Source organism: Methylobacterium sp. P1-11, from assembly GCF_008329595.1.
Taxonomy (GTDB): domain Bacteria; phylum Pseudomonadota; class Alphaproteobacteria; order Rhizobiales; family Beijerinckiaceae; genus Methylobacterium.
Map to the genome: position 1 here is coordinate 36,566 of NZ_NPKS01000016.1, position 24,703 is coordinate 61,268.

Annotated in this window: 21 protein-coding genes and 1 other annotated feature; of the genes, 11 read left to right on the forward strand and 10 right to left on the reverse strand. The window is 68.7% G+C overall.

The genetic code is table 11. From position 1 onward, the window contains the following. Position 1 precedes the first annotated feature (1 nt). The 3 genes from CIW48_RS17240 to CIW48_RS17250 all read right to left on the reverse strand — a co-directional run bounded on the left by CIW48_RS17240 (position 2) and on the right by CIW48_RS17250 (position 1,907). Positions 2 to 301, reverse strand: a complete 300-nt coding sequence (locus CIW48_RS17240) for a hypothetical protein (protein ID WP_149311872.1) — start codon at positions 299 to 301, stop codon at positions 2 to 4. A gap of 96 nt (positions 302 to 397) precedes the next feature. Further along, complete coding sequence (locus CIW48_RS17245; RefSeq protein ID WP_149311873.1) at positions 398 to 676, reverse strand: MSMEG_0570 family nitrogen starvation response protein; 279 nt, start codon at positions 674 to 676, stop codon at positions 398 to 400. Then, entirely contained in the window at positions 669 to 1,907 is a 1,239-nt protein-coding gene (locus CIW48_RS17250) for an MSMEG_0565 family glycosyltransferase (RefSeq protein ID WP_149311874.1), read from the reverse strand. The genes CIW48_RS17245 and CIW48_RS17250 overlap by 8 nt, the downstream gene beginning before the upstream one ends. Before the next feature lie 368 nt (positions 1,908 to 2,275). Between CIW48_RS17250 and CIW48_RS17255 the strand changes: the two genes are divergently transcribed. The 7 genes from CIW48_RS17255 (at position 2,276) to CIW48_RS17285 (ending at position 12,141) form a co-directional block, all read left to right on the forward strand. Next, positions 2,276 to 3,046, forward strand: a complete 771-nt coding sequence (locus CIW48_RS17255) for an SGNH/GDSL hydrolase family protein (protein ID WP_246695289.1) — start codon at positions 2,276 to 2,278, stop codon at positions 3,044 to 3,046. Between the two features lie 113 nt (positions 3,047 to 3,159). After that, positions 3,160 to 3,687 carry an ATP-dependent protease subunit HslV gene (gene hslV, locus CIW48_RS17260; protein ID WP_149311962.1) on the forward strand — a complete coding sequence of 176 codons (528 nt, stop codon included), beginning with the start codon at positions 3,160 to 3,162 and terminating at the stop codon, positions 3,685 to 3,687. Between the two features lie 526 nt (positions 3,688 to 4,213). Beyond that, positions 4,214 to 5,902 (forward strand): CHASE3 domain-containing protein, encoded by a 1,689-nt coding sequence (locus tag CIW48_RS17265; RefSeq protein ID WP_149311876.1) that lies wholly within the window; start codon positions 4,214 to 4,216, stop codon positions 5,900 to 5,902. 154 nt (positions 5,903 to 6,056) lie between these two features. Further along, positions 6,057 to 7,727 (forward strand): methyl-accepting chemotaxis protein, encoded by a 1,671-nt coding sequence (locus CIW48_RS17270; protein WP_149311877.1) that lies wholly within the window; start codon positions 6,057 to 6,059, stop codon positions 7,725 to 7,727. Between the two features lie 178 nt (positions 7,728 to 7,905). Then, positions 7,906 to 7,961: a sequence feature (sul1 is cis-regulatory element that is thought to sense ions involved in sulfur or methionine metabolism; They are found in Alphaproteobacteria), on the forward strand. A 59-nt stretch (positions 7,962 to 8,020) separates the two neighbouring features. Next, positions 8,021 to 9,517 carry a SulP family inorganic anion transporter gene (locus tag CIW48_RS17275; protein ID WP_149311878.1) on the forward strand — a complete coding sequence of 499 codons (1,497 nt, stop codon included), beginning with the start codon at positions 8,021 to 8,023 and terminating at the stop codon, positions 9,515 to 9,517. A 100-nt stretch (positions 9,518 to 9,617) separates the two neighbouring features. Then, positions 9,618 to 10,931 carry an ATP-dependent protease ATPase subunit HslU gene (gene hslU, locus CIW48_RS17280; protein WP_091778841.1) on the forward strand — a complete coding sequence of 438 codons (1,314 nt, stop codon included), beginning with the start codon at positions 9,618 to 9,620 and terminating at the stop codon, positions 10,929 to 10,931. 322 nt (positions 10,932 to 11,253) lie between these two features. Further along, positions 11,254 to 12,141, forward strand: coding sequence for a DMT family transporter (locus tag CIW48_RS17285; RefSeq protein WP_149311879.1), 888 nt, complete (start codon positions 11,254 to 11,256; stop codon positions 12,139 to 12,141). A 10-nt stretch (positions 12,142 to 12,151) separates the two neighbouring features. Here CIW48_RS17285 and CIW48_RS17290 read toward each other — a convergent pair whose 3' ends face one another. The 4 genes from CIW48_RS17290 to CIW48_RS17305 all read right to left on the reverse strand — a co-directional run bounded on the left by CIW48_RS17290 (position 12,152) and on the right by CIW48_RS17305 (position 15,702). Then, positions 12,152 to 12,553: a PTS sugar transporter subunit IIA gene (locus CIW48_RS17290; RefSeq protein ID WP_010682249.1), complete on the reverse strand. Its 402-nt coding sequence runs from the start codon at positions 12,551 to 12,553 to the stop codon at positions 12,152 to 12,154. 175 nt (positions 12,554 to 12,728) lie between these two features. Beyond that, the gene (locus tag CIW48_RS17295; RefSeq protein WP_091778837.1) at positions 12,729 to 13,169 is read right to left on the reverse strand and encodes an aldolase; all 441 of its coding nucleotides are present in this window, start codon (positions 13,167 to 13,169) and stop codon (positions 12,729 to 12,731) included. Beyond that, a complete protein-coding gene (locus CIW48_RS17300; protein WP_149311880.1) occupies positions 13,169 to 14,974 on the reverse strand; it encodes a sensor histidine kinase in 1,806 nt (601 codons plus the stop codon). The genes CIW48_RS17295 and CIW48_RS17300 overlap by 1 nt, the downstream gene beginning before the upstream one ends. A gap of 17 nt (positions 14,975 to 14,991) precedes the next feature. Then, positions 14,992 to 15,702: a response regulator transcription factor gene (locus CIW48_RS17305; RefSeq protein ID WP_020094607.1), complete on the reverse strand. Its 711-nt coding sequence runs from the start codon at positions 15,700 to 15,702 to the stop codon at positions 14,992 to 14,994. A gap of 305 nt (positions 15,703 to 16,007) precedes the next feature. Here CIW48_RS17305 and CIW48_RS17310 point away from each other — a divergent pair, with 305 nt between their 5' ends. The 3 genes from CIW48_RS17310 to lepA all read left to right on the forward strand — a co-directional run bounded on the left by CIW48_RS17310 (position 16,008) and on the right by lepA (position 19,190). Next, a complete protein-coding gene (locus tag CIW48_RS17310) occupies positions 16,008 to 16,829 on the forward strand; it encodes a DUF2470 domain-containing protein (RefSeq protein ID WP_246695290.1) in 822 nt (273 codons plus the stop codon). A gap of 61 nt (positions 16,830 to 16,890) precedes the next feature. Next, entirely contained in the window at positions 16,891 to 17,091 is a 201-nt protein-coding gene (locus tag CIW48_RS17315; RefSeq protein WP_010682254.1) for a hypothetical protein, read from the forward strand. Between the two features lie 296 nt (positions 17,092 to 17,387). Further along, positions 17,388 to 19,190, forward strand: a complete 1,803-nt coding sequence (gene lepA, locus CIW48_RS17320) for a translation elongation factor 4 (protein ID WP_149311881.1) — start codon at positions 17,388 to 17,390, stop codon at positions 19,188 to 19,190. 53 nt (positions 19,191 to 19,243) lie between these two features. Here lepA and CIW48_RS17325 read toward each other — a convergent pair whose 3' ends face one another. From CIW48_RS17325 to CIW48_RS17335, 3 genes are all read right to left on the reverse strand, one after another. Next, positions 19,244 to 19,561 (reverse strand): cytochrome c, encoded by a 318-nt coding sequence (locus CIW48_RS17325; RefSeq protein ID WP_149311882.1) that lies wholly within the window; start codon positions 19,559 to 19,561, stop codon positions 19,244 to 19,246. 223 nt (positions 19,562 to 19,784) lie between these two features. Continuing rightward, positions 19,785 to 21,068: a PQQ-dependent sugar dehydrogenase gene (locus CIW48_RS17330; RefSeq protein ID WP_149311883.1), complete on the reverse strand. Its 1,284-nt coding sequence runs from the start codon at positions 21,066 to 21,068 to the stop codon at positions 19,785 to 19,787. Between the two features lie 113 nt (positions 21,069 to 21,181). Then, positions 21,182 to 22,684, reverse strand: coding sequence for an NAD(P)/FAD-dependent oxidoreductase (locus CIW48_RS17335; protein ID WP_149311884.1), 1,503 nt, complete (start codon positions 22,682 to 22,684; stop codon positions 21,182 to 21,184). A 230-nt stretch (positions 22,685 to 22,914) separates the two neighbouring features. On the opposite strand from CIW48_RS17335, the gene CIW48_RS17340 reads away from it, so the two are divergent. After that, positions 22,915 to 24,702, forward strand: coding sequence for a hypothetical protein (locus CIW48_RS17340; protein ID WP_149311885.1), 1,788 nt, complete (start codon positions 22,915 to 22,917; stop codon positions 24,700 to 24,702). The last annotated feature ends 1 nt before the right edge of the window (position 24,703 follow it).

Sequence of the window (24,703 nt, forward strand, 5' to 3'; positions counted from 1 at the left end):
TCTAGTCATCCGCGCCGAACCAGTCGCCGGCCCCCGGCTCGTAGCACGTGTACCCGATCAGGCAGTTCGGGTTGTCGCGGGTCGGCCGGAAGGCGCGCTTGGCGAGTTCGGTGGGCTCGCAGAAGGAGCGGTCGCGGACGAACCGGTCATAGGTCATGCCGCCGGTGCCGAGGACCAGGGCGCCGCGCGCCTGAACGAGGCGGATCGTCTGCTGACAGGTCATGTCCGTGCTGGAAGGACGCGTCTGCGCCGCAGCCGGCGACGCGGCCAGGATCAGGGTCACCGCAATCCGGGTCATCATCGCCTGCGCCTTCGCTCGAACCGTGAGTGATCCGAACAACCCGACCGGACGCGGCTCTGCCCTGCGTCGCCTCGCCGCACGCTCCGGAGCCGGGCCTCACAGCTCGAAGGACTCGACATGGACGGTCCCCGGCTCCTGTCGGCGCGCGGCTTCCTCGATCCGGGCGAGCTGCGCCAGGGCGCGGCCGCAGGGAAATCCGTAGCGGGCGCGGACGCGCTCGCTAGCGATGCCCAGGGCGAGCCGGCTCAGGGCGACGAACTCGTCGAGCGGGTAATCCTGGCCGACGGCGAGGTGATCCTTGATCACCAGGGAGGGCGCGTAGCAGGCCTCCCTGGTGCCGTCCGGCCAGCGGATGTGGAAGCGCATCTCAGGCATCGCGAGGGATCCGCAGGGTATTCCAGGCTGCCGCGCCGGTGGCGGCCGGCATCGACGGCGGCCCCCCGGGCGCGAGGTCCGCGTAGGTCGGCAGGTGGCGCGCCGCACAGGCTTCCCAGACATGGGCCCGCGCGACCTCCCGGCCGGCGTTGCGCAGCCGTGCCCGCCGGCGCGGGTCCAGGCTCGCCTGCATGGATGCCGCGATGGCCTCCGTGTTCTCCGGATCCACTGACAGGGCTTCCCCGGGAGCGAGGTACTCTGTGAAGGGCGGGCGCCTCGAGACGATCACCGGCGTGCCGCAGGCCATGGCCTCCAGCACGCACAGGCCGTAGCCCTCCATCAGCGACGGAAAGACCAGGGTATCGGCGAGCCGGTAGAGGCCCGGCATGTCCGACTGCGCCACCGCGCCCGTGCGGATCACCGGCCGGCCCGGGCCGACTTCGAGCCCCTCCCGTTCGAGGGCGGCGCAGCACCTTGCCTCGTAGCCCGCATGATCGAAGAGCGACGCGCCGCCGGCCACGACGAGCTGCGCGCCGGGGCAGGTCCGGCGCAGGGCAGCGAAGGCCCCGATGATCGCCAGCGTGTTCTTGCGCGCCTCGAAGCCGCCGACGCTGAGGAAGACCGGTCCGCCGCCGAGACCCAAGCGACCGCGCAGCGCCTCGTCCTCGGGTTGGGGATCGGGCGTGTAGGAGGAGGCGTCCACGCCGGTGCCGACCACGTCGGCCCGGGCGCCGTACTCGGCCGCCAGCGTCGCCGCCCAGGTGCGGCTGACGCAGAGCAGGCGCCCGGCATCGAGAAACGCCCGCTCCTCCCAGTGCGCCAGCTGCGGGTCGGCGAAGGTCTCGATGTGATGGACGGTGCGGACGAAGCCCGGGATGAGGCGTCGCCGCGTCAGGGTGGCGAGCGCGTTGCCGCTGATGCGGCAATGCGCATGGAAGATGTCGAAGTCGCAGGCGGCGGGGGTCGAGAAATGCGCGAGGTAATCGCCGATCCGGCTGCCGACCACCACGGCGGACGGTCCGGCGACGGGCTTGGCCGCGACCGAGATGACCGGACAGCGCGCCGCGCGGAAGAAGCCGCGGCCGGTCGGGTCGGGCGCATGCACCACCGCCTCATGACCGAGTCCGCACAGGGCCTCTCCGAGAGCGAGGGCGTGGACCACGCCGCCGCGCGGGTCGGTCGAATGCGTGAGGATCGCGATACGCAAGCGGTCGACCCTGGGACGGTTCATGGAGGCCCGCGGCCGACCGGGGCGCGCCGAAGCCCCGATCACGCTCCCCGCCGTCGGTCCGGAGATGCGCACGGTCCCGGTCGCATGGTTCGTGCCGGATCGGGCGGCGTGGGTCCCGAAAAGCGGAAACGCGCCCCTGCGGGCGCCGACATCTCGGGGCGCTGTTGCCGATAAACGGCAGGCAAGCGGCCGCTTCCCAACAACCGCCTAATTTTGTGTTACGAATTCATTGCGATTTTAAACTCAGCACGGAACCGCTCTTTTCAGCGGCCTGTGTCAGATTGTATCTACCGCTCACGAGAGCCGGAGCCGACGGTCCCGTGTCACAATCGCCGAACACTGTCTTTCCCGCCTGGCCTGCCCGTAGGATGCTGCGTCGCCTCGGCTTGCTGGCTGGCCTGCTGCTCCTGCCGACGGCGGTTCTCGCCTACGCTGACCTTCTCCCCGACTCGTTGGACATGCTGGGCTTCGACCTGAACGAGAGCCCGGACCTGCCGCATGTCGCCCGCCAGATCGCCATCGGGGCGCCGCTCAAGATCGTGGCCTTCGGTTCGTCCTCCACGGAGGGCATCGGCGCCTCGAGCCCGGCCAACGCCTATCCCGCGCGCCTGCAGATCAACCTCCGCAAGCAGTTGCACGGGATGGACGTGGCGGTCATCAACCGCGGAATCGGCGGTGAGCACGTCGACGACATGCTGGCCCGGCTCGACCGCGATGTCATCGCGGCCGAGCCGCAGCTCGTGATCTGGCAGACCGGCAGCAACGATCCGCTGCGCGGGGTCTCGATCGAGCATTTCCGCGAGGCGACCGTCTCGGCGATCCGTCGGATCCGGGAAGCCGGGATCGACGTGGTGCTGATGGAGCCGCAATGGTGCCCGAAGCTTGAATCGACGCCGGGCGCTTCCCGCTTCCGCGACGCGGTGCGCGGCATCGGCGCGGAGCTCGATGTGCCGGTGATTCGGCGGGCCGACCTGATGCATGGCTGGGTGCGCGAGGGGAAGCTGACCACCAAGCAGCTCTTTGCCTCGGACGGCCTGCACATGGCCGATCGCGGTTATGCCCTCCTCGCCGAGGCCGCCGCGCGGTCGATCCTCCAGGATGCCGGACCGGTGCGCAGCCCCGAGGCGGTCGCGGAGTAGAGCCGCCGGCTGGACTCGGCCGGCGAAGCTCCCCATCTCGGCGCGGTCGAGAGCGGAGCCGAACCTTGAGCCAGGACGCATTCAGGTACGAAGACCGGGGCGCGATCCCCCAGATGCATGCGACCACGATCCTGATGGTGCGCAAGGGCGGCCGGGTGGTCATCGGCGGCGACGGCCAGGTCAGCCTGGGCCAAACCATCGTCAAGGGGAATGCCCGCAAGGTCCGGCGCCTCGCCAAGGGTGCGGTAATCGGCGGGTTCGCAGGCGCGACGGCGGATGCCTTTACGCTATTCGAGCGTCTCGAAGCCAAGCTCGAACAATATCCCAATCAGCTGACCCGAGCCTGCGTCGAACTCACCAAGGACTGGCGGACGGACCGCTACCTCCGCCGCCTCGAGGCGATGATGCTGGTCGCCGACCGCGAGGTCAGCCTGCTCCTGTCGGGTTCGGGCGACGTTCTGGAGCCCGAGAGCGGCGTCATGGCCATCGGCTCGGGCGGCAACTATGCCCTGGCGGCCGCCCGGGCGCTGGAGGACGGCGACCTCGACGCCGAGGCGATCGTCCGGCGGGCCATGGGGATCGCCGCGGAGATCTGCGTCTACACCAACGGCAATCTGGTCATCGAGTCGCTGGACACCTGAGGCCCGGCTTCGCAGGGCCGGGTCTGGCCGGCTCTGGGGTCATCCTCACGGATTCGATGTGGAGCCGGAACGCAGCGTACGATCGGTCGATCCTGCTCGACCATCGTCGGAGACACTTTCCTGGCGGCGCCTCTCGCCCATAGCTGCTCTGGCGCGGTCGGCAAATGCGCGGGGAGCGTCCGGCTGAAGGCGGGACGCGACAGCTTCTGCGCGAATTACTCTGCGCGTGACTACGATCCTGCGTTGTTCGTTGATGGATACATGTCCGTCCTGAATCCGCGCTGGAATCGTCGCCCTGATACGTGTCTCGACATGGCGTCTCTCATCTCAGGTTGTACAAACCGACAACAGCAGAGCGCGATGCGATCACCGGCATTTGATTGCGAACGGAATTTTTTCAACCACATTTGCGCCCGTCTATTCAGAACGACACAGTTCGAAGTAATACAAAATTTACACCGTATAATTTATCACACGCGGCAGGGAACCGTATTCAAATTCCTGAATGGCTCCCTGGGGACAGACTATGCGCTCGATCGATGACGTGCGGATCGTAACGAAGCTGACTGCCGCATTCGGCAGCTTGGCGGCGGTCACGGTCGGCATCAGTGCTATCGGATACAGTCATTTATCTTCGATCGAACGCGTCAATCACCTGACCGAGCACTCCTATCAGGTCATCTCGGCCCTCGACGGCCTGACGCAGTCGATGGTCAATCAGGAGACCGGCCTGCGGGGTTACCTGATCGCCGGCGACGCAAAATTCCTTGAGCCGCTCCACAACGGACAGAAGGCCTTCAAGGCGTCCCTGGAGAGCGCCAAGTCGCTCACCGCCGACAATGCCGCGCAGCAGGCGCGCCTAGAGGGGGTGCGCAGCTCGGCCGAGACGTGGACGAATGACATCGCCGCGAAGGAGATCGCCCTCGTCGAGGCGGGGAACCTCGACAAGGCCCGGCAAATCGAGGCGAGCGGCGCCGGCAAGGCGTCCATGGACGCCTTGCGCGCGAAGATCGGCGACGCCGAGAAGGCCGAGCGGGACCTCCTCACCGCCCGGAGCGGCGAGCAGGCGCGCTCCTTCGGCGCCGCCTACCTCGCCAGCCTTCTCGGCAGCATTGCCAGCGTCGTCATCGCGGGCCTGCTGGCCTTCCTCGTCTTCGCGATGCTGACCCGCCCCCTCGCCCGCCTCGTCGCGGTGCTCCAGCGCATGGCCCGGGGCGAGATCGAGGCCGAGATCAAGGAGGCCGCGCGCGGCGACGAGATCGGTGCCGTCGGGCGCGCGGTGGACGGGATCAAGGCCATGGTCGCCAAGAAGGCCGCCGAAGAGGCCGAGGTGAAGCGGATCGCCGATTCCGCCGCTGCGGCCGAGCGGCGCCGGACCATGATCGAGCTGGCTGACAGCTTCAATCGTGCTGTGGGCGGGATCGTCGGGATGGTGTCGTCCTCGGCCACCGAGTTGCAGGCGACCGCCCGGACCATGTCGGCGACCGCCTCACAGACATCGGGCCAGTCCAGCACCGTGGCGGCTGCCGCTGAGGAGGCCGCCTCCAATGTGAACACCGTCGCAGCGGCAGCTGAGGAACTGGGCTCCTCCGTTCAGGAGATCGGACGGCAGGTGGACGGTTCGGCGCATCTGGCGCAAAGGGCCGTGGCCGACGCCGATCAGACCGGTGCCCTCGTCCAGGAGCTGAGCAATTCCGTCTCGCGGATCGGCGACGTCGTCGGCCTGATCTCGAACATCGCCGGTCAGACGAACCTGCTGGCACTCAACGCCACGATCGAGGCGGCGCGCGCCGGAGCGGCCGGGAAGGGCTTCGCCGTCGTCGCCTCGGAGGTGAAGGCGCTGGCCGAGCAGACCGCGAAGGCGACTCATGAGATTTCGGGCCAGATCGCGCAGATCCAGGCCTCGACCGGCCAGGCGGTCACGTCGATCAGAGGCATCACCGAGCGGATCCGGGAGATCAGTGGCGTCGCCACCTCGATCGCGGCTGCCGTCGAAGAGCAGGGCGCGGCCACCCAGGAGATCGTCCGCAACGTCGCTCAGGCGGCCATCGGCGCGGGCGAGGTGACGAGCAACATCTCCGGCGTCGCCAGCGCCGCCGAAGAGACCGGCGTCGCCGCCGGCCAGGTCCTCGACGCCGCTTCCGAGCTGTCGCGGCAATCCGAGCATCTGACCGCCGAAGTCAGCCGATTCCTCGACACCGTGCGGGCGGCGTGAGCAGGCTCGGCGTGGCACGCTCCGTGCCGCGCCGAGCTGCGGCCGGGTTACTGTTCAGCAGCGAACACAAATAATTCTGGATGGCGATAGTTTACGGCGCCTTGACGAATAACCGGCATTTTAGCGCCAACCGAGCCACGACGGTTGGACCAGCATGAAAATCGGCGGAAAACTCCTGAGCTTCGTCGGCGCCTGCAGTCTGACGACGCTCGTCGTGGCCGGGGTGAGCGTCGCGACGCTGCAGAGCTTCGAGCGCTCCCTCACGAGCGTCGAGAGCGCCTCGATCCGGGCCCTCGACGCGGCCAACTTCAACCGCCTCGCCGCCGAGGTGACGATGGACTCGCGCGGCGTCTACGCCTCGGCCGACCGGACGGAGGCCGCCAAGTACACGGCCGGCATCCGCAAGGGTCTGGCCGAGATGGACGCGCTCAAGGCGGATTGGGCGCCGCGGGTGACCGAGGCCGAGCGGCCGCTCTTCGAGACCATGGTGCGCCACGCCGACGCATTCCGCACCCTCCGCAGCGCCCTCGCGGAGGCCGGCGACACGACCGGCCCCAAGGCGGCCGCCGAACTCGGGTTCAACGACGCCAACCGCGCGAACCGCAAGGCCTTCCAGGCCAGCATCGATACCCTGGTGAAGCAGGGGCGGGCGGAGATGGCCGCGATCAAAGCCGACACCGACGCCCTGTTCCACGCGCGCACGCTGCTTCTGCTTGGTCTGGCCGTCGCCGGAACGCTGATCTGCTGCGCCATCGGCCTGTTCGTCGGGCAGCGGCAGATCGCCCAGCCGCTGGGGGCGGTCTCAGATGCGATCCAGCGTCTCTCGCGCGGCGACACCACCCTGCCGGCGGTCAAGCCGAGGCGTGACGAGATCGGCGCGATCTGGACGAGCATGCAGGTCTTCAGCGACACGATGCGGGAATCCGAAATCCTGCGTCACGAGCACGATCGGCTGCAGGTCGACGCCGCGACGCGCAAGCGCTCCGAGATGGCCGGTCTCGCCGACCGCTTCCAGAGCAGCATCGGCGGCTTGGTCGATCATCTCGCCGGAGCGGCCGCCGGGCTGGAGCGTGCCGCCGCCACCATGGCGGGCAATGCCGATCATGCCGGCACGCAGTCCCAGGCCGTGACCCGCGCCGCCGAGACCACCGCCCACAATGTCGAGGCCGTCGCGGCCGCCACCGAGGAACTCGCGGCGACCGCGAGCGAGATCGGCGTCCAGGTCACGCAGAGTTCGACTGCCGCCGAGAGCGCCGTCGAGGCGGCACGGCGGACCCGGACGAGCGTCCAGGCCCTTGCCCGGAGCGCTGACGGCATCGGTCAGGTCGTCTCGCTGATCTCCACCATCGCCGGCCAGACCAATCTGCTGGCGCTGAACGCCACGATCGAGGCGGCCCGCGCGGGGGAGGCCGGACGCGGCTTCGCGGTCGTGGCCACCGAGGTGAAGGATCTGGCGACGCAGACCGCCAAGGCGACCGAGGAGATCGCCGGGCAGATCGCCGCCATGCGGGCCGCGACGCACGAAGCCGTCGTCGCGATCGAGGAGATCGGCGGCACGATCGAGCAGGTCCACGGGATCGCCCTCGGGGTGGCGGCGGCCGTCGAGGAGCAGCAATTGGCGACGCAGGAGATCGCCCGCAGCGTTTCCGAGGCCGCCAGCGGCACCCGCGCGGTCACCGAGACCATGGCGCTGGTCCTGGGTGCGGCCCGCGAGACCGGCGCCAGCGCCGCGGAAGTCCTGAATGCCGCCGCCGACATCGCCCGCCGCTCGAACGGGCTCGGCGGCGAGGTGGCGGGCTTCGTCTCCCAGGTGCGCGCGGCCTGACTTCACCGCGACCGCAGGGCTCCGCAACCGTAGCGACAGTCCTGCGCGGCGTACCAAACCGGCAATTCCGTCATTCCGGGGCGGCGGAGGCGAGCCCGGAATGACGGGGCGGCGTTGCAGGCCGTATCCCGGACGTTGTTGCATTGCAGCGCGAGCGCCCCTACGGTTGGGCCATTCGCAAGGACCCGGTGAAAGCCCGGGTGGCTCTTCCGGCCGCCGATCCGCCGGACCACGCATTCGAGACGCGCCCGACCCGCCGCCGACGCGGGCACGCCGCTCGTGCGGATTCATCGATGTCAGACAAGTTCACCGGGAACGCCGGATTCCTCCGGTCGTGGACCTCCAACCTGCGCGGCGACACCCTGTCGGGGATCGTCGTCGCCCTCGCGCTGATCCCCGAAGCCATCGGCTTCTCGGTCATCGCCGGTGTCGACCCGAAGGTCGGCCTCTATGCCTCCGTGGTCATCGCCTGCACCATCGCCTTCGCGGGCGGGCGCCCGGCGATGATCTCGGCCGCCACGGCCGCCACCGCGGTGGTGATGGTCGACCTCGTGCGCGAGCACGGCGTCCAATATCTCTTTGCCGCCACGATCCTGATGGGCCTGATCCAGATCCTGGCCGGCCTCCTGCGACTTGGCCGGCTGATGCGCTTCGTCTCGCAATCGGTGATGACCGGCTTCGTCAATGCGCTGGCGATCCTCATCTTCCTGGCGCAGTGGCCCGAACTCTCCGGCGTCACGCCGGCGACCTACGGGCTGATCGCCCTCGGTCTGGCGATCATCTATGGCTTCCCGCGGATCACCCTTGCGGTGCCCGCGCCGCTGGTCGCCATCGCGGTGCTGACGGCGATCACCGCGATGTTCCACCTCGACGTGCGCACGGTCGCCCATCTCGGTGCCCTGCCCTCCGCGCTGCCAAGCTTCGCCCTGCCGGAGGTGCCCTTCACCGTCGAGACCCTACGGATCCTCCTGCCCTACGCGGCGACGCTCGCCGCGGTCGGCCTGCTGGAGAGCCTGCTCACCGCGCAGATCGTCGACGACCTGACCGACACCGGGAGCGACAAGAACCGCGAATGCATGGGCCAGGGCGTCGCCAACATGGCCTCCGCTGTGTTCGGCGGCATGGGCGGCTGCGCGATGATCGGCCAGTCGGTGATCAATGTCTCTTCGGGCGCCCGCGGCCGGCTCTCGACGTTGGTGGCGGGAGCCTTCCTGCTGGTGCTCCTCGTGGCGCTGCAGGATCTGCTGGCGGTCGTCCCGGTGGCGGCGCTGACGGCCGTGATGATCATGGTCTCGATCAACACCTTCTCCTGGCGGTCCCTGCTCCGGCTGCGCACCAACCCGCTGCCCTCCTCGGCGGTGATGCTGGCGACCGTCCTGGTCGTGGTCGCAACGAAGGACCTCGCCATCGGCGTGCTGGTGGGCGTGATGCTCTCCGGCGTCTTCTTCGCCGGGAAGGTCGCCCGGCTCAACCGGATCACCTCCGCCCTCTCGGCCGACGGCCGCATCCGGACCTACACCATCACCGGGCAGGTCTTCTTCGCCTCCGCCGGCACCTTCTGCGAGGCGATCGACGTCCTGGAGCCGGTCGAGCGCCTCGTGATCGACGTCCACGCGGCACATTTCTGGGACATCTCGGCCATTGCGGCCCTCGACCGGGTGGTCCTCAAGGCCCGTGCTCGCGGTCGCGACGTCGAGGTCATCGGCCTGAACGAGGCCAGTGCGACCCTGGTGGAGCGGTTCGGCCAGCACGACAAGGGCGATGCCGCGACGGTCCCGGCGACACATTGAGGCGGCTACCGGCCGATACGCGGCCCCTTGCGCGGGGCCGCGCGCGACCCCATTCCCGGCGCGGGGCCGATTTCGGGCCGGGAACAGGGATGGCTAAGCGGTGACGACGTTCTCTCCCCGCGAGATCGTGTCCGAACTCGATCGCTTCATCGTCGGGCAGCACGACGCCAAGCGCGCCGTGGCGATCGCGCTGCGCAACCGCTGGCGACGCCAGCAGCTGACCGGTCCGCTGCGGGAGGAGGTCGCGCCCAAGAACATCCTGATGATCGGGCCGACCGGCTGCGGCAAGACCGAGATCGCCCGCCGGCTCGCCCGGCTCGCCAATGCGCCGTTCCTAAAAGTCGAGGCCACCAAGTTCACCGAGGTCGGCTATGTCGGCCGTGACGTCGAGCAGATCGTCCGCGACCTCGTCGAGGTCGCGATCGGCCTGACCCGGCAGGTCAAGCGCGAGGGTGTGAAGGCCAAGGCCGAGGCCGCGGCGGAGAACCGGCTCCTCGACGCGCTGGTCGGACCGACGGCAAGCCAGGCCACCCGCGACAGCTTCCGGCGCAAGCTCCGCAACAGCGAGCTCGACGACAAGGAAGTGGAACTGGAGCTGACCTCCAGCGGGCCTGCGGGCATGCCGATGTTCGAGATACCCGGCGTACCGGGCGCCTCCATGGGCGCAATCAATATCGGTGACATGCTCGGCAAGGCGCTCGGCGGCCAGCGCGGCAAGCCGCGGCGGATCCTGGTGCGGGACGCCTACGCGCCGCTGATGGCCGAGGAGTCGGACAAGCTCGTGGACGACGAGGCGTTGGTCCGCGAGGCGATCCGCGAGGTCGAGAACAACGGCATCGTCTTCCTCGACGAGATCGACAAGATCTGTGCCCGCGAGGGCCGCTCGTCGGGCGACGTCTCGCGCGAGGGCGTGCAGCGCGACCTGCTGCCGCTGATCGAGGGCACGACCGTCGCCACCAAGCACGGGCCGGTGAAGACCGACCACGTGCTGTTCATCGCCTCCGGCGCCTTCCACGTCTCGAAGCCGGCCGACCTCCTGCCCGAGTTGCAGGGCCGCCTGCCGATCCGCGTGGAGCTGCAGCCGCTCACGGTGGACGACTTCAAGCAGATCCTGACTGCCACGGAGGCCAGCCTGATCAAGCAGACCGTGGCTCTGATGGAGACGGAGGGTGTGACCCTCAGCTTCACGGAGGACGCGGTCGACGCGCTCGCCCGCGTCGCCGTGGAGGTGAATGCCTCGGTGGAGAATATTGGCGCGCGCCGGCTCCAGACGGTCCTGGAGCGGGTGATCGACGAGATCTCCTTCACCGCCACCGACCGGTCCGGCGAGACGGTGCCGATCGACGCCGCCTATGTGCGGGACCGAGTGCAGGATCTGGCGTCGAATGCGGATCTGAGCCGATTTATTCTCTGAGAGCGGGGGAGGCGATCGGATCGCGGGGTCTGAGAACGCGGCGGACGAGACGCCCTCCCCTTTCCCGGACGCCTCGAACGCAGTGGAAGGTCATCCGGGGCCCAGCATAGGAAGCGCCATGCAAGCGGCACTGCATCGCGCAACAGGGGCGTTTCGCGAGGTTCTGCGCTGGACCGGGGGTCGCATTCCGCTGGCGCTGCATGCGACCGGAGAGAGACCGGCGCATCCAGCCGTGCAGCGCCGTCCAATCCGTCGTGACGCCGCCAGCGGAAGCAGCACCCGCGCCATCGGCGTCGAACCGCATCCTTGAGAGAGTCGTCGCGTGTTACGCAACAGGTTCGGTCTCGGCGACACGGTGCTCTCGGTCGCCGCGCTGGTCACCGGCATGCTCTCCCTCCAGTGCGGGGCGACCTTCGCCAAGAGCCTGTTCCCGGCGGTCGGCGCCGCCGGGACATCGGCTTTGCGGGTCGGCTTCTCGGCGCTGATCCTGATCGCCGTCTGGCGGCCCTGGCGACGCAGCCTCCCGGCGCGCGAGGCCGGCTGGATCGCCCTCTACGGGACGGCCCTCGGGCTGATGAACCTCCTGTTCTATCTTGCCCTGGCACGCCTGCCCCTCGGACCGGCGGTGGCGATCGAGTTCGTCGGGCCGCTGGCCGTCGCGCTGATTGCGTCGCGCCGCCGCTCAGATTTCCTGTGGATCGGCGTGGCGGTCGCCGGGCTGGCACTGCTGTTGCCGATCGCCAGCCGGGACGGGCTCGACCCCGTCGGCATCCTGCTCGATCTCGGCGCGGCTTTGTGCTGGGCGCTCTACATCCTGTTCGGGCAGAGGGCCGGACGCGTCGATGGCGGCCAGGCCGTCTCCCTCGGCATGCTCACGGCGGCCATCGTCGTGGCCCCGTTCGGCCTGGCGGAGGCCGGATCAGCCCTGCTCACGCCCGGGATCCTGGCGGCAGGCTTCGCGGTGGCGCTGATGTCGAGCGCCCTGCCCTATTCGCTGGAAATGGTCGCCCTGCGCCGTCTCGACCGCAAGAGCTTCGGCGTCCTGATGAGTCTGGAGCCGGCCGTGGCGGCCTGCGCGGGCCTCGTCCTACTGGGGGAGCGAATCAGTGCCGTGCAATGGCTCGCGATCGGGCTGGTGATCGCGGCGTCCGTCGGCATCACCGTGAGCGCGCGGCGGATGGCACCCGCGGCGGCCGCTCTGGAAGCCTGATGACGGAAAGCTACTTACCTGCCAGGACGCGCGACGCGACGTTGATGTATTTGCGGCCGGCTTCCTGGGCGTGAAGCACGGCGTCCCCGAGCTTCTCCTCGTCGCGGACGCTGGCCAGTTTGATCAGCATCGGCAGGTTGATCCCTGCCACGACCTCCACCGAACCGCCGTTCATGCAGGAGAGCGCGAGGTTCGAGGGCGTGCCACCGAACATGTCGGTCAGTACGACCACTCCGTCTCCGGTATTTACGCGACAGACTGCGGACATGATGTCCCGGCGTCGCAGCTCCATATCGTCCTCCGGCCCGATCGTGATCGTTTCGATCTGATCCTGCGGGCCGACCACGTGCTCCAGAGCGGCCTTGAACTCGGTCGCCAGGAGTCCGTGGGTGACGAGCACCATGCCAATCATCGACACGTGTTCCAACGTCCTGTGTGTGCCGCCATGTTGTGCATCGCACAGCCTCCCACAAGGCGAACGCGACTTTTTTGCCTGGACATTCCAGAGATCATGCCACGGGCGCTGCGTGTGCGCCATGGGGGTATACCAGTCTCGGGTGAATCGGTGCGCCTGTGCGGCTGCGAAGTCACGGCAGGTGCTTTCGCAGTGCCGCACGGATGAGGAGCGGCGCGAGGCCGGCCGCCCGCACCCCGCGGTCGAGCACGAGGCGCGGGATGGCGATCCCGGAGATGTCCGCATCGTCGGGCGGTTCGGGCAGGCGCAGCGCCGTCTCCACAAGATCGACGGCGAGATGCAACACCGCCTCCGCATCCACCGTGAGGCCGAGATCGGCCGCAGACAGGATCCCCTGGCCGCGAATCTCCACGCGTCCGGCGAGTGTCGGATGTGGACAGGCTGTGATTCGCCCGTCGCGCGGCGCGCAGACGACCCGGTCATCGGCCACGAAAGCCCCGTCCGGCGCCGCGGCGAGCAGGAGCGCGAGGCTGGATTTGCCCGCGCCCGAGGGACCGCGAATCAGGATGCCGGCCCCGTACAGCGCGATACAGGCGCCGTGAACGGTGACCATCAGGCGTGGAGCTGCCGTGGGGCCGCCGGCAGACGGACGATGAAGCGGGCTCCGCGCACCGTCGGCTCGCCATCCTCATCGGGCGCGCCCGGCCGATTCTCGGCGCGAATGGTGCCGCGATGGGCCTGAACGATCTGGCGGGAGATCGACAGGCCAAGTCCCGAATTCTGGCCGAAGCCCTGCTCGGGCCGATCGGTGTAGAAGCGCTCGAAAATCCGCTCCAGGGCGTGTTCGGGGATGCCCGGGCCCTCGTCCTCGCAGATCATCTCCACCTCGCCGCGGACCCGGCGCAGGACGACGCGGACCTTCGCCTCGGTTGGGGAGAACGACCTCGCATTGTCGAGCAGGTTGTTCACGACCTGCCCGAGCCGGCTGTCGTGGCCGATGATCGTGAACGGCGAGTCCGGATCCGCGCCGGCGGCCTCGACGTCGAGCTGGATCAGGCAATCCTTCGGGCGTCGCCGCTCGTTGGCCACCGACACGACGGTGGTGAGCAGCCGCCGGAGATCGACGCGCCGGGCCTCGGCGCGCGCGAGTTCCGCGTCGAGGCGCGAGGCGTCGGCGATGTCGCTGATCAGCCGGTCGAGGCGCTTCACGTCGTGCTGGATGATCGCCATCAGCCGGCCGCGGGATTCGTCGGTCTTGGCGAGCGGCAGCGTCTCCACGGCGCTGCGCAGCGAGGTCAGCGGGTTCTTCAACTCGTGGCTGACATCCGCCGCGAAGCTCTCGATGGCGTCGATCCGCCGGTAGAGCGCCTGGGTCATGTCGCGGAGCGCCCCCGACAGGTGGCCGATCTCGTCGGTGCGCTCGGTAAAGTCCGGAATCTCCTCGCGGGTCTTGATGCCCATGCGAACCTTCTCGGCGGCTTCCGCGAGGCGGCGCACAGGGCCTGCGATGGCGCCGGCGAGCAGGAAGGACAGCACCACCATCACGGCCGAAGCCACCAGGAACACCTGCAGCAGGCCGAACCGCTCCGAGGCGATGACGCGGTCGATGGCGTCGCCCTGGGTCGAGATCAGCAGGGCGCCGCGGACCGAGCCGGCCCGGTGGATCGGCACCGCCACCGAGACGGTGGTCTCGCCGAGCTTGTTCCTGCGTACGAGGCTGCCGCGGTTGCCGCCGAGTGCCGCCTGAACCTCCCGCAGCGAATGGCCGTTCACCGGCCCCGTCTCCTCGGTCGTCTCGGTCCGGCTGCGGAACAATCCGCCGAGCTTGGCCTGGATCGCCTCGAAGGCGGATTCGAGCATCCCGGGCTTGTGGGCCTTCGGCTCCAGCGGATCGGGCCGGCTCGCATCGCCGCGTTTGAACAGGGTACGGGTGTCGAACAGGAGGCCGCCCTCCTGGTCGTAGACCCGCGCCCGATTGCCCGTCGGCGTCACGAGCCGCGACAGGAGCGGCGCCACTTTCTCGGGGTTGAGCGAGAAGGCGAGCGGCTGCGATTCCTCTTCCGCTGCCTCGCCGGCCTGCTGCTGGAGCAGCTTGTCGGGGTCGATGCGGATCGTGTCGGTATCCACCGAGGCCGAGGCGGCGATCGCCCCCGCGATGATCTCGCCCTGGATGGCAAGACTCTGGATCCGGGCCTGAATCAGCCCCTGGCGAAACTGGTTCAGATAGAGGAACCCGACGAGCAGCGCGATCAGCCCGACGAGGTTGAGGACGACGATGCGGCGCGTCAGACTCGACGAGGCACGCTGGCCCACCGCCTCCCAGAGGGTGCGGGGCCAGCCGAGCGGTCGGGATAGAAACTGGGCGAGCGAGGTGCTTGGTTGGGCATCCTCGGTCTGTGCTTCGGTGCGGATGGTCACGCGGCGGATCCCGAAGATCACGCCTCCTTGAACCGGTAACCGACGCCGTAGAGCGTCTCGATCATGTCGAAGCTCTGGTCGGTGACCTTGAACTTCTTCCGCAGCCGCTTGATGTGGCTGTCGATCGTCCGGTCATCGACGTAGACTTGGTCGTCGTAGGCGGCGTCCATCAGGGCATTCCGGCTTTTCACGACGCCGGGACGCTGGGCCAGCGCCTGAAGGATCAGGAACTCCGTGACCGTCAGGGTTACCGGCTCGCCCTTCCACGTGCAGGTGTGGCGCTCGGGATCCATCATCAGCGCGCCGCGCTCCAGGGAGCGGGCGGCCACCTCGGCCTCGCCGCGGGGCGTGCTGCCGGGGGCCTCCTTGGCGAAGCGCCGGAGCACCGCCTTCACCCGCTCCACCAGCAGGCGCTGAGAGAACGGCTTATGGATGAAGTCGTCCGCGCCCATCTTGAGCCCGAACAGCTCGTCGATCTCCTCGTCCTTCGAGGTCAGAAAGATCACGGGAAGGTCGGATTTCTGCCGCAGGCGTCGGAGAAGCTCCATCCCGTCCATGCGCGGCATCTTGATGTCGAAGATCGCCAGATCGGGCGGCGAATGGCGCAGACCGTCCAGGGCCGAGGCGCCATCCGTGTAGGTCTGGATGCGGTAGCCTTCGGTCTCCAGCGCGATCGACACAGAGGTGAGGATGTTCCGGTCGTCGTCGACGAGGGCGATAGTCGGCATGCGCGGTCCCTGACTAAACGGGCTCAGGCGCGGTCCCGGCTCTTCGCACAGGCCGCGCCACATCCCGGCCCCCGAGGGGCAGACAATAACGCGAACCGGGCGGTTTCGGCGCAGCCCGGCACACGCAAAGGGACAGGTGCTTTAGTACGACCGATCGGAAAAAGCGAGCGGCGGTCATAGCTTGGCCGTAACACTCTGGGCGCGTCGGCCCATCTGACGCGGCTTGGACGCCTCGCGCGCGCTGCGCCACGCCGCTAACGTGGCGGCGGAATGCGGCGGCAATTCGAACCGAAAAGGATTCGCGCATGAGCGAGACGGGGGGCGGGACAGGGGGCGAGGCTCCGGGCGCGACCATCGAGACCGGACCGGGTCCGAGCGGCCCGGCCCGGCCGCTGCCGGCCGAGGCGGCGCCGTTCGATGCCATCGGGCTGGCGCGCACCCTGCTGCGCAGCATCCGCTCCGGTGCGCTCGCGACCCTCGATCCGGACGGCACCCCGTTCGCCTCCCTCGTGACCATGGCGACCGACGCGGACGGCACCCCGCTGATGCTGCTGTCGCGGCTGTCGGCCCATACCCGCAACCTGCTGGCCGATCCGCGCTGCTCGCTGCTTTTTTCGCAAGGGGGCAAGGGCGACCCGCTCGCCCATCCCCGGCTGACGGTGGTCGGCCGCGCCGTGCAGAGTGCCGAGCCGCGGATCCGGGAACGCTTCCTGGCCCGCCACCCGAAGGCCAAGCTTTATGCGGACTTCCCGGATTTCGGCTTCTTCACCCTCGAACCGGGCACCGGCCATCTCAACGGCGGCTTCGCCAAGGCTGCGACGCTGACCCGCGACCAGCTGCTCCTCGATCTCTCGGACGCGCAGGCGATCGTGGCCGGCGAGCGCGGCGCTGTGGAGCACATGAACGCCGATCACGCCGACGCCTTGGCGCTCTATGCCGTCGGCGCCGGCGGCGAGGCCGATCTGCCCTGGCGGCTCACCGGCCTGGACCCGGAGGGTCTGGATCTGATCGCGGGCGAGCGCACGATCCGGGTTGTCCATCCGGAACGCGTCACCGACATGGGTGCGCTGCGCAAAAGCCTCGTTGCCATGGCCGCGCGATCGCGCACGACCGGTGCGCACACATGAAGGCGCAAGGACTTCACGATCAGGCATGGCGAAAGGTCGCTGGGTGCCCCATATCGGGCGCATGAGCGACACCCAGACAGATACCTACCCCTTCAGCCTCGATGTGGAACCGGTCGGCGAGAGCGGCTCGCTTTTTCAGTGGAGCATCCGCAAGCACGGCAAGCTGCACCAGCGCTCTGACCGGAAGCATCCGACCGAGGCCAAGGCGCGCTCCCACGGCGAAGCCGAGATCGAGCGCCTGATCCGCGACCGCGGCCGCTGAGCGGACCGGACGGATCCCAGCGACAGACTTGTCCCTGAACCGGGGGCCGGCATGATCCGGCCCCCGTCGTTTTGCCTGTCGGAGCGACCGATCCCATGTCTGCCGTTCCCACGGGGACGCGCAGCCGGCCCCGGAGTGGCGGCGCGGGACCTTCGATCCATCTGCGCCTGGCCTCGGGCGCTTAGGCCGCGCTTGGCGCCTACCCGCAGCGCTGCTATCTCGCGCGGGAGCCGATCCATCCGAACACGCCCCGACGTCAGACGGTGCGCGCCGGCGCGCGCCCGAACGGAATGCCGATGACAGCCCCGATCGAATCCATCCGCAACTTCTCGATCGTCGCGCATATCGACCACGGCAAATCGACCTTGGCCGACCGGCTGATCCAGGCCACCGGCACGGTCGCGCTCCGCGACATGAGCGAGCAGATGCTCGACTCGATGGATATCGAGAAGGAGCGCGGCATCACCATCAAGGCGCAGACCGTGCGCCTGGAATACAAGGCGCAGGACGGCAAGGACTACGTCCTGAACCTGATGGACACACCCGGCCACGTCGACTTCGCCTACGAGGTTTCGCGCTCGCTCGCCGCCTGTGAGGGCTCGCTGCTGGTGGTCGACGCCTCGCAGGGCGTCGAGGCGCAAACGCTCGCCAACGTCTACCAGGCGCTCGACGCCAACCACGAGATCGTGCCCGTCCTCAACAAGGTGGATCTGCCGGCCGCCGAGCCGGACCGGGTGAAGGAGCAGATCGAGGAGGTCATCGGCCTCGACGCCTCCGAAGCCGTGCCGATCTCGGCCAAGACCGGGCTCAACATCGAGGCGGTGCTGGAGGCGATCGTCACCCGCCTGCCCGCGCCGAAGGGCAACCGCGACGCGCCCCTGAAGGCGCTCCTCGTGGACAGCTGGTACGACGCCTATCTCGGCGTCGTCGTGCTGGTGCGGATCATCGACGGCACCCTCAAGAAGGGCATGACCATCCGGATGATGGGTGCCGACGCCGTCTACGGCGTCGACCGGATCGGCGTGTTCCGGCCGAAGATGGCCGATATCGACGCGCTGGGCCCGGGCGAGGTCGGCTTCTTCACCGGCTCGATCAAGGAGGTGGCCGACACCCGCGTCGGCGACACGATCACCGAGGACAAGCGCCAGACCACCGAGATGCTGCCGGGCTTCAAGGAAGTCCAGGCGGTGGTGTTCTGCGGCCTGTTCCCGGTGGACGCGGCCGAGTTCGAGAACCTGCGCTCGGCCATGGGCCGGCTCCGCCTCAACGACGCCTCGTTCTCGTACGAGATGGAGAGCTCGGCCGCGCTCGGCTTCGGCTTCCGCTGCGGTTTCCTCGGGCTGTTGCACCTGGAGATCATTCAGGAGCGGCTGGAGCGCGAGTTCAACCTCGACCTGATCTCGACGGCGCCGTCGGTGGTCTACCGCCTCAAGATGCGCGACGGCGAGATCAAGGAATTGCACAACCCGGCCGACATGCCGGACATCATGAAGATCGAGTCGATCGAGGAGCCTTGGATCCGCGCCACGATCCTGACGCCCGACGAGTATCTCGGCGGCGTGCTGAAGCTCTGCCAGGATCGCCGCGGCGTCCAGATCGACCTCAACTACGTCGGCAAGCGCGCCATGGTGGTCTACGACCTGCCGCTGAACGAGGTGGTGTTCGATTTCTACGACCGGCTGAAATCGATCTCGAAGGGCTACGCCTCCTTCGACTATCACGTGTCGGATTACCGCGAGGGCGACCTCGTGAAGATGTCGATCCTGGTCAATGCCGAGCCGGTCGACGCGCTGTCGATGCTGGTCCACCGCACCCGCGCCGAATCGCGCGGCCGGGCCATGTGCGAGAAGCTGAAGGACCTGATCCCCCGCCACCTGTTCCAGATCCCCGTCCAGGCGGCGATCGGCGGCAAGATCATCGCCCGTGAGACGATCAAGGCGCTGTCCAAGGACGTCACCGCCAAGTGCTACGGCGGCGACATCTCGCGCAAGCGCAAGCTCTTGGACAAGCAGAAGGAAGGCAAGAAGAAGATGCGCCAGTTCGGGCGCGTGGAAATCCCGCAGGAAGCGTTCATCGCGGCGCTGAAGATGGACGATTGATCCACTCCGCACTGCCCCCTCCCCTCGCCGGGGGAGGGAGAGTCGCGCTGTTCTCAGTTCGGCGGCAGCACGTCGATCTGGATGCCTGCATAGTAGGCCGCCAGATTGGCGATATCAGCGTCCGACAGCTCCTTCGCGACCACGTTCATGATCTCGTTCTGCCGCTTGCCGTCGCGGTACTCGGTGAGCGCCTTCACGAGGTAGGGCTCCACCTGCCCGGCGAGGTTCGGCGCCTCCGGCAGCTTCGAGAGCCCGTCCATGCCGTGGCAGGTCTGGCAGGCGGTCGCGCGCTTCTTGCCCGCGGCCGCGTCGCCGGCCTGGGCCGAGAGCGGGACGAGCGTGGAGGCAAGGAGGAGAAGCAAGCGGATCATCGGGCGGGCTCGAACTCTCGGACCGGTGGAGACTGGACCGCGCGCCGCCGAACGGAGCACGGATCCCCTCTCCCGTGCGGGAGAGGGACAGGGTGAGGGATCAGGTCCGGCCGGACAGCGCGCGTCCCCCACGCCAGCCCTCTCCCGCACGGGAGAGGGGGCGCGCCGCGCTCGTCCGCGACAAGGGCGCCTCCCTTCGGGAAAGGCGCCCCGTCACAAAAAACTACTTCTCGTAGGAGATCCGGTAGATCGCCCCGGCGGAATCGTCGGAGACCAGCAGCGAGCCGTCGAGCATCACCGCCACGTCCACCGGGCGGCCGAGATACTCGCCGTCGCCCGTGAGCCAGCCCTCCGCGAACGGCTTGACCGACTCGATCTTTCCGTCGGCCCCGAGCTTGGCGAACATCACCCGGGCGCCCACCGGCTCGGTGCGGTTCCACGAGCCATGCTCGGCGATGAAAATCCCGCCCTTGTAGGCGGCCGGGAACTGCTTGCCGTTGTAGAAGGTCATGCCGAGATCGGCCGCGTGCGGCGGCAGCTCGGCCTGCGGGGCGACCGCGTCGGCCGGCGGGGTCTGGTCCTTGTACTCGACCGTCCGGACAGAGCCGCCGCCGAACCACGGGAAGCCGAAGTTCTCACCCGCCTTGGCGGCGCGGTTCAGCTCGCCCGGCGGCTTGTCGTCGCCCATGCCGTCCACTTGGTTGTCGGTGAACCACAGCGACTTGTCGGTGTTGAAGTCCATCCCGACCGAGTTGCGGATGCCGGTCGCGTAGACTTCGCGATTCTTCCCGTCGGCGTCGATGCGGATGATGCCGCCGATGCCGGTCTTCTTGTAGAGGTCCATCTTCTCGGCAGGCGGCACGTTGTAGGGCTGGCCCAGCGCGATGTAAGTCTTGCCGTCCGGTCCGACCCGGCAGACCCGGGCGGTGTGGTTGAAGCTCTCCTCGGAGGCCGGGATCAGCGCGCCCTGCTTGACCAGCACGCCGGCGGCGACGTCCGGGTTCTCGTAGAAGAACTCGGCGGCCGGGAAGGCCAGGACGCGGTTCTGCTCGACCACGGTGAGCACGCCGTCCTTCGAGAAGCAGACGCCGTTCGGGATCTTGAACGTGATGCCCGGCGCGAAGGGCCGGACTTCGTCGGCGACCCGGTCCTTGTCGCGGTCGGTGACCGTGTAGATCTTGCTCTTGCGCGTGCCGACGAACAGCACCCCGGCATTGGGTCCGACCGCGATGGCGCGGGCGTCCGGCACCACGGCGTACAGGTCGATCTTGAAGCCGTCCGGCAGCTTGATCTTCGACAGGTTCTTGCGGATCGCGTCGGCGCGGCGGCCGGTCTGCGGGATCTCCGCGGCGGCCTGGGTGTCCGTGCTGTGGAAGCCCTCGAGCTTCTCGAGGTCGTCGGTCTTGGCCTTGGTCTCGGCAGGGGCGGCGCCCTGCGCCAGGGCGGGCAGAACCGCCGCCGGCATGGCCACGCCCGCGAAGAGCGCGGCGAGAAGCAGAGATCGCATCGAAAATTTCCTCCCGGCGGCCCTTGGACCAGGGCGTTGCCGGAAGGGAACGATAGAGGCGCGGGACAGACCGGCAAGCGGTGCCGGTGACGCGGCCGGGGCGCTGTCGCGCCTCAGGCAACCTTCCGCGGCACGAGGCGCTCGCTGCCAAGGGCGGCGTCGGCTCCCGACACGCCGGATTCGGTGTACTCGGCGTCCTCGTTCACCCGCCAGATATCGTGCCGGCGCCGGCCGCAGAGGATGTTCTCCACGGTCAGCATCGCGGTCATCATCGCGTGGTCCTGGTTGTTGTACTTGTGCATGCCGTTGCGGCCGACGAGATGCAGGGTCGGGAAATCCCGCTCCAGCTCCCGCCGCACGGTCACGACGTGGCCGGCATATTCCTCGTCGTAGACCGGGTAGGCCTTCGGCTGGCGGACCACGCAGGCATCGACCACGTCGGCCGGGTCGATCAGCCCGATCTGCCCGATCTCCCGCTTGGCGAGGTCGATCAGCTCGGAATCGTCGGCATTCCAGAGGCCGTCGCCCTCGAAACAGAAATACTCAAGGCCGAGGCAGGTGTGGTCCGCGTCCGGCACCATCTCGGGCGACCACGAGCGGAAGTTCTGCACGCGGCCGACCTTCACGGACGGGTCGTGGATGTAGATCCAGTTGTCCGGGAAGTTCTTGTCGGACTTGGCGATGAGCGCCACGGTCAGGAAGTCGCGGTACTTCAGCGCCCGGGCGTTGAAGGTGCTGAGCGGCCGCGGCCGGATCGCATCGACCAGTTCGCGCACCGGCGCCGAGGAGATGACGTTGCGGGCCGTGAAGGTCTCACGGCTGCCATCCGCGCGCCGGGCGGCCACCGTCCAGATCCCGGTCGCGGCATCGTAGCTGAGGGAATCGACGCTGCGGTCGAGCTTCAATTGCCCACCCTGGGCCTGGACCTTGGCGGCGGCTGCCTCCCACATCATGCCGGGACCGCGCCGCGGATAGCGGAACGACTCGATCAGCGTCTTGATCACCGGACCACCCGCCGGGGACCGCTTGCGCAGGCCCAGCGACCGCTTGATGCCGTCGCGGATCGCCGCGCCCAGGTCGAGCCCCTTGATGCGCTGGGCCGCCCAATCGGCCGAGATCGCGTCGCACGACATGCCCCACACCTTCTCGGTGTAGGTCTTGAAGAAGATCGAGAACAGGCGCTCGCCGAACTGGTTGCGGACCCAGGCGTGGAAGGTCTTCGGCTCCTCGATGGGGAGCAGGCGGGCATAGAGGTAGGAGGCGACGCAGGCGGCGCTGGTGAAAATACCGAGGTTGCGCAGCGCCTCGAAGGCCTTGAGCGGGTAGGCGTAGTACCGGCCGCGATAGTAGATCCGCGACAGACGCGGGCGTTCGATGAAGTCGTTGGGCAAGATCTCGTCCCAAAGATCGACCACGGCCTGGGACTTCGAGAAGAACCGGTGGCCGCCGATATCGAACAGGTAGCCGTTATGCGAGACGGTGCGCGAGATGCCGCCGACCTGTGCCGGATCCCGTTCCAGGACGGTGACGGAGCGCCCCTTCTTCGACAGCAGGTAGGCGGCGGTCAGACCCGCGGGTCCCGCGCCGATCACCAGCGTCTCGGTGTGGTGGCTCATCCCATGCTCCGGCGATTGGTGCGGCGCGCGCCGGACAGGGCGCCGACCGGACGGCAGGATGGGGCGTTGTGGTTAAAGAATCGCTGGTGCCGTGACCGGATCCGCGATCTTCGCCATCCGGCGCGAACGGACGCGTTCGGATGCGCGGCCGGCGCCTTGACCGCACGTTAATCCGACCTGCGCGAGCATGGCGCCGAGGGCATCGACCGCCCGCCCCGGGTGATCCAACCATGCCGGCTCCGGCGCTACCGCTCTCCCGAACGCACGGGCGGATCGATACCCGCACGCTGCTGTGGGTGCTCGCCGCCCTGTGCCTCGCGACGCTGAACGCCCCCCACGCTGTGTGGGAGACGATCCGGCACCTGCGTATCCCCGATACCGACGACGCCATGCGCCTCGTCGAGGTGCGCGACCTGCTGGCCGGACAGGGCTGGTACGACAATGTCCAATACCGTTTCCTGGCGCCCGCAGGCGTGCCCAGCCACTGGTCGCGTCTCGTGGATGCGCCCATCGCGGGGATGATCCTGGCGCTCGCGCCCCTGACCGGCCGCGCCTTCGCCGAGGGCCTGACGGCCGCCTTCTGGCCGCAGCTGCTGTTCGGCCTCTACGCCGCGATCCTGTATCGCGGCGTCCGGGATAGCTTCGGCGGGCGCGCCGCGCTCCTGGCCCTGGTGGCCGCGACCCAGACCTACGGCGTCACGATCCAGTTCCAGCCCGGCCGGGTCGACCATCACAATGTGCAGATCCTCGCGATCCTCGGTCTCGCATTCTGCATGATCGGCGGAGGACTCCGCCGCGGTGTTATCGGCGGGGTGCTGGCTGCCGCCTCGCTGGCGGTCGGGCTCGAGGGCCTGCCCTTCGTCGCGCTGGCCGCCCTGTATCTCGCGGGCGAGTGGTGCCTGCGCGGAAGGCCCGCACTCCTGACGCTGGCAGGGTTCGCTCTCGGGCTCGGGGCGGTGGCGCCCGCCCTGTTCGCCCTGCAGACGGCACCCGCCCTCTGGGGTGTCCCGCATTGCGATGCGCTCTCGCCACCCTGGCTTTGGCTGACCCTGGGCGGCCTGGTCTTCGCCGCCGGAGCCGCCGCCGCGGGAGACCGGCTCGCGACAATCCGCGCGCGCGTCGCGCTCACCGGCGTCGCGGGCGGCGTTCTGTTGGCCGGGTTCGCCGCCACCGTCCCGGCCTGCCTCGGCGGCCCCTTCCCCGACATGCCGCCGCTCGTGCGGATCCATTGGCTGCTCACGGTCAACGAGATGGCGCCGCTTGCGAAGTTCGTGGCGCGCGGCCAATGGGAGGCTCTGGTTTTCTACCCGGTCGTGATGCTCGCGAGCGTCACAGCCGCGTCGATGGCGTGGCGGGGGCCCGAGCGTCGGGCCTGGTCGGTGGTGGCGCTTTTCCTGTGGCCGGGGCTGATCCTCGGCATCGTCCAGTTCCGCGGCCTCTACATCGTCTCCGGCTTCGTGCCGCTGGTGGCGGGTGTCGTCCTGGATCGGGCTCTGGCGTCCGTCGCCGGCCCGGCGGCCGGTGCTCGACGCTGGCCCGGCGCACTCCTCGGCGCCGGGATGATCAGCAGCCTCTGGATGATCCCGGCGCTCCTGGCCGAGACGCTGGCACCCGATCTGCGCACCGCACCCGATCCGGCCGAGACCGCCGCCTGCCTCAGCGATGCCGCCATACGCCCCCTCGCTTCCCTGCCGGTGGGAACCGTGCTGGCGCCGATCGTTCTGGGGCCGTCGATCCTGCTGCGAACGCCGCACAGCATCGTTGCCGCACCGTATCATCGGGCGATTCCCGGCCTCACGGCAGCGGTCGAAGGGCTTGGTGGCACCGAGGCTGATCTCGATCGGGTGCTGACGGATTACCGCGTCCGCTACCTCGTCGCCTGCCCGGCGCGGCCAGCGGACGACCTTCAGACGGAGACGGCGTTCGCCACGCGCCTCGCCCGCGGCGCCGTCCGGAGCGATCGCTTGGTCCCGCTGGACCTGCCCGGGCCCCTCAAGGCGTGGCGGGTGGTCCCCTGAG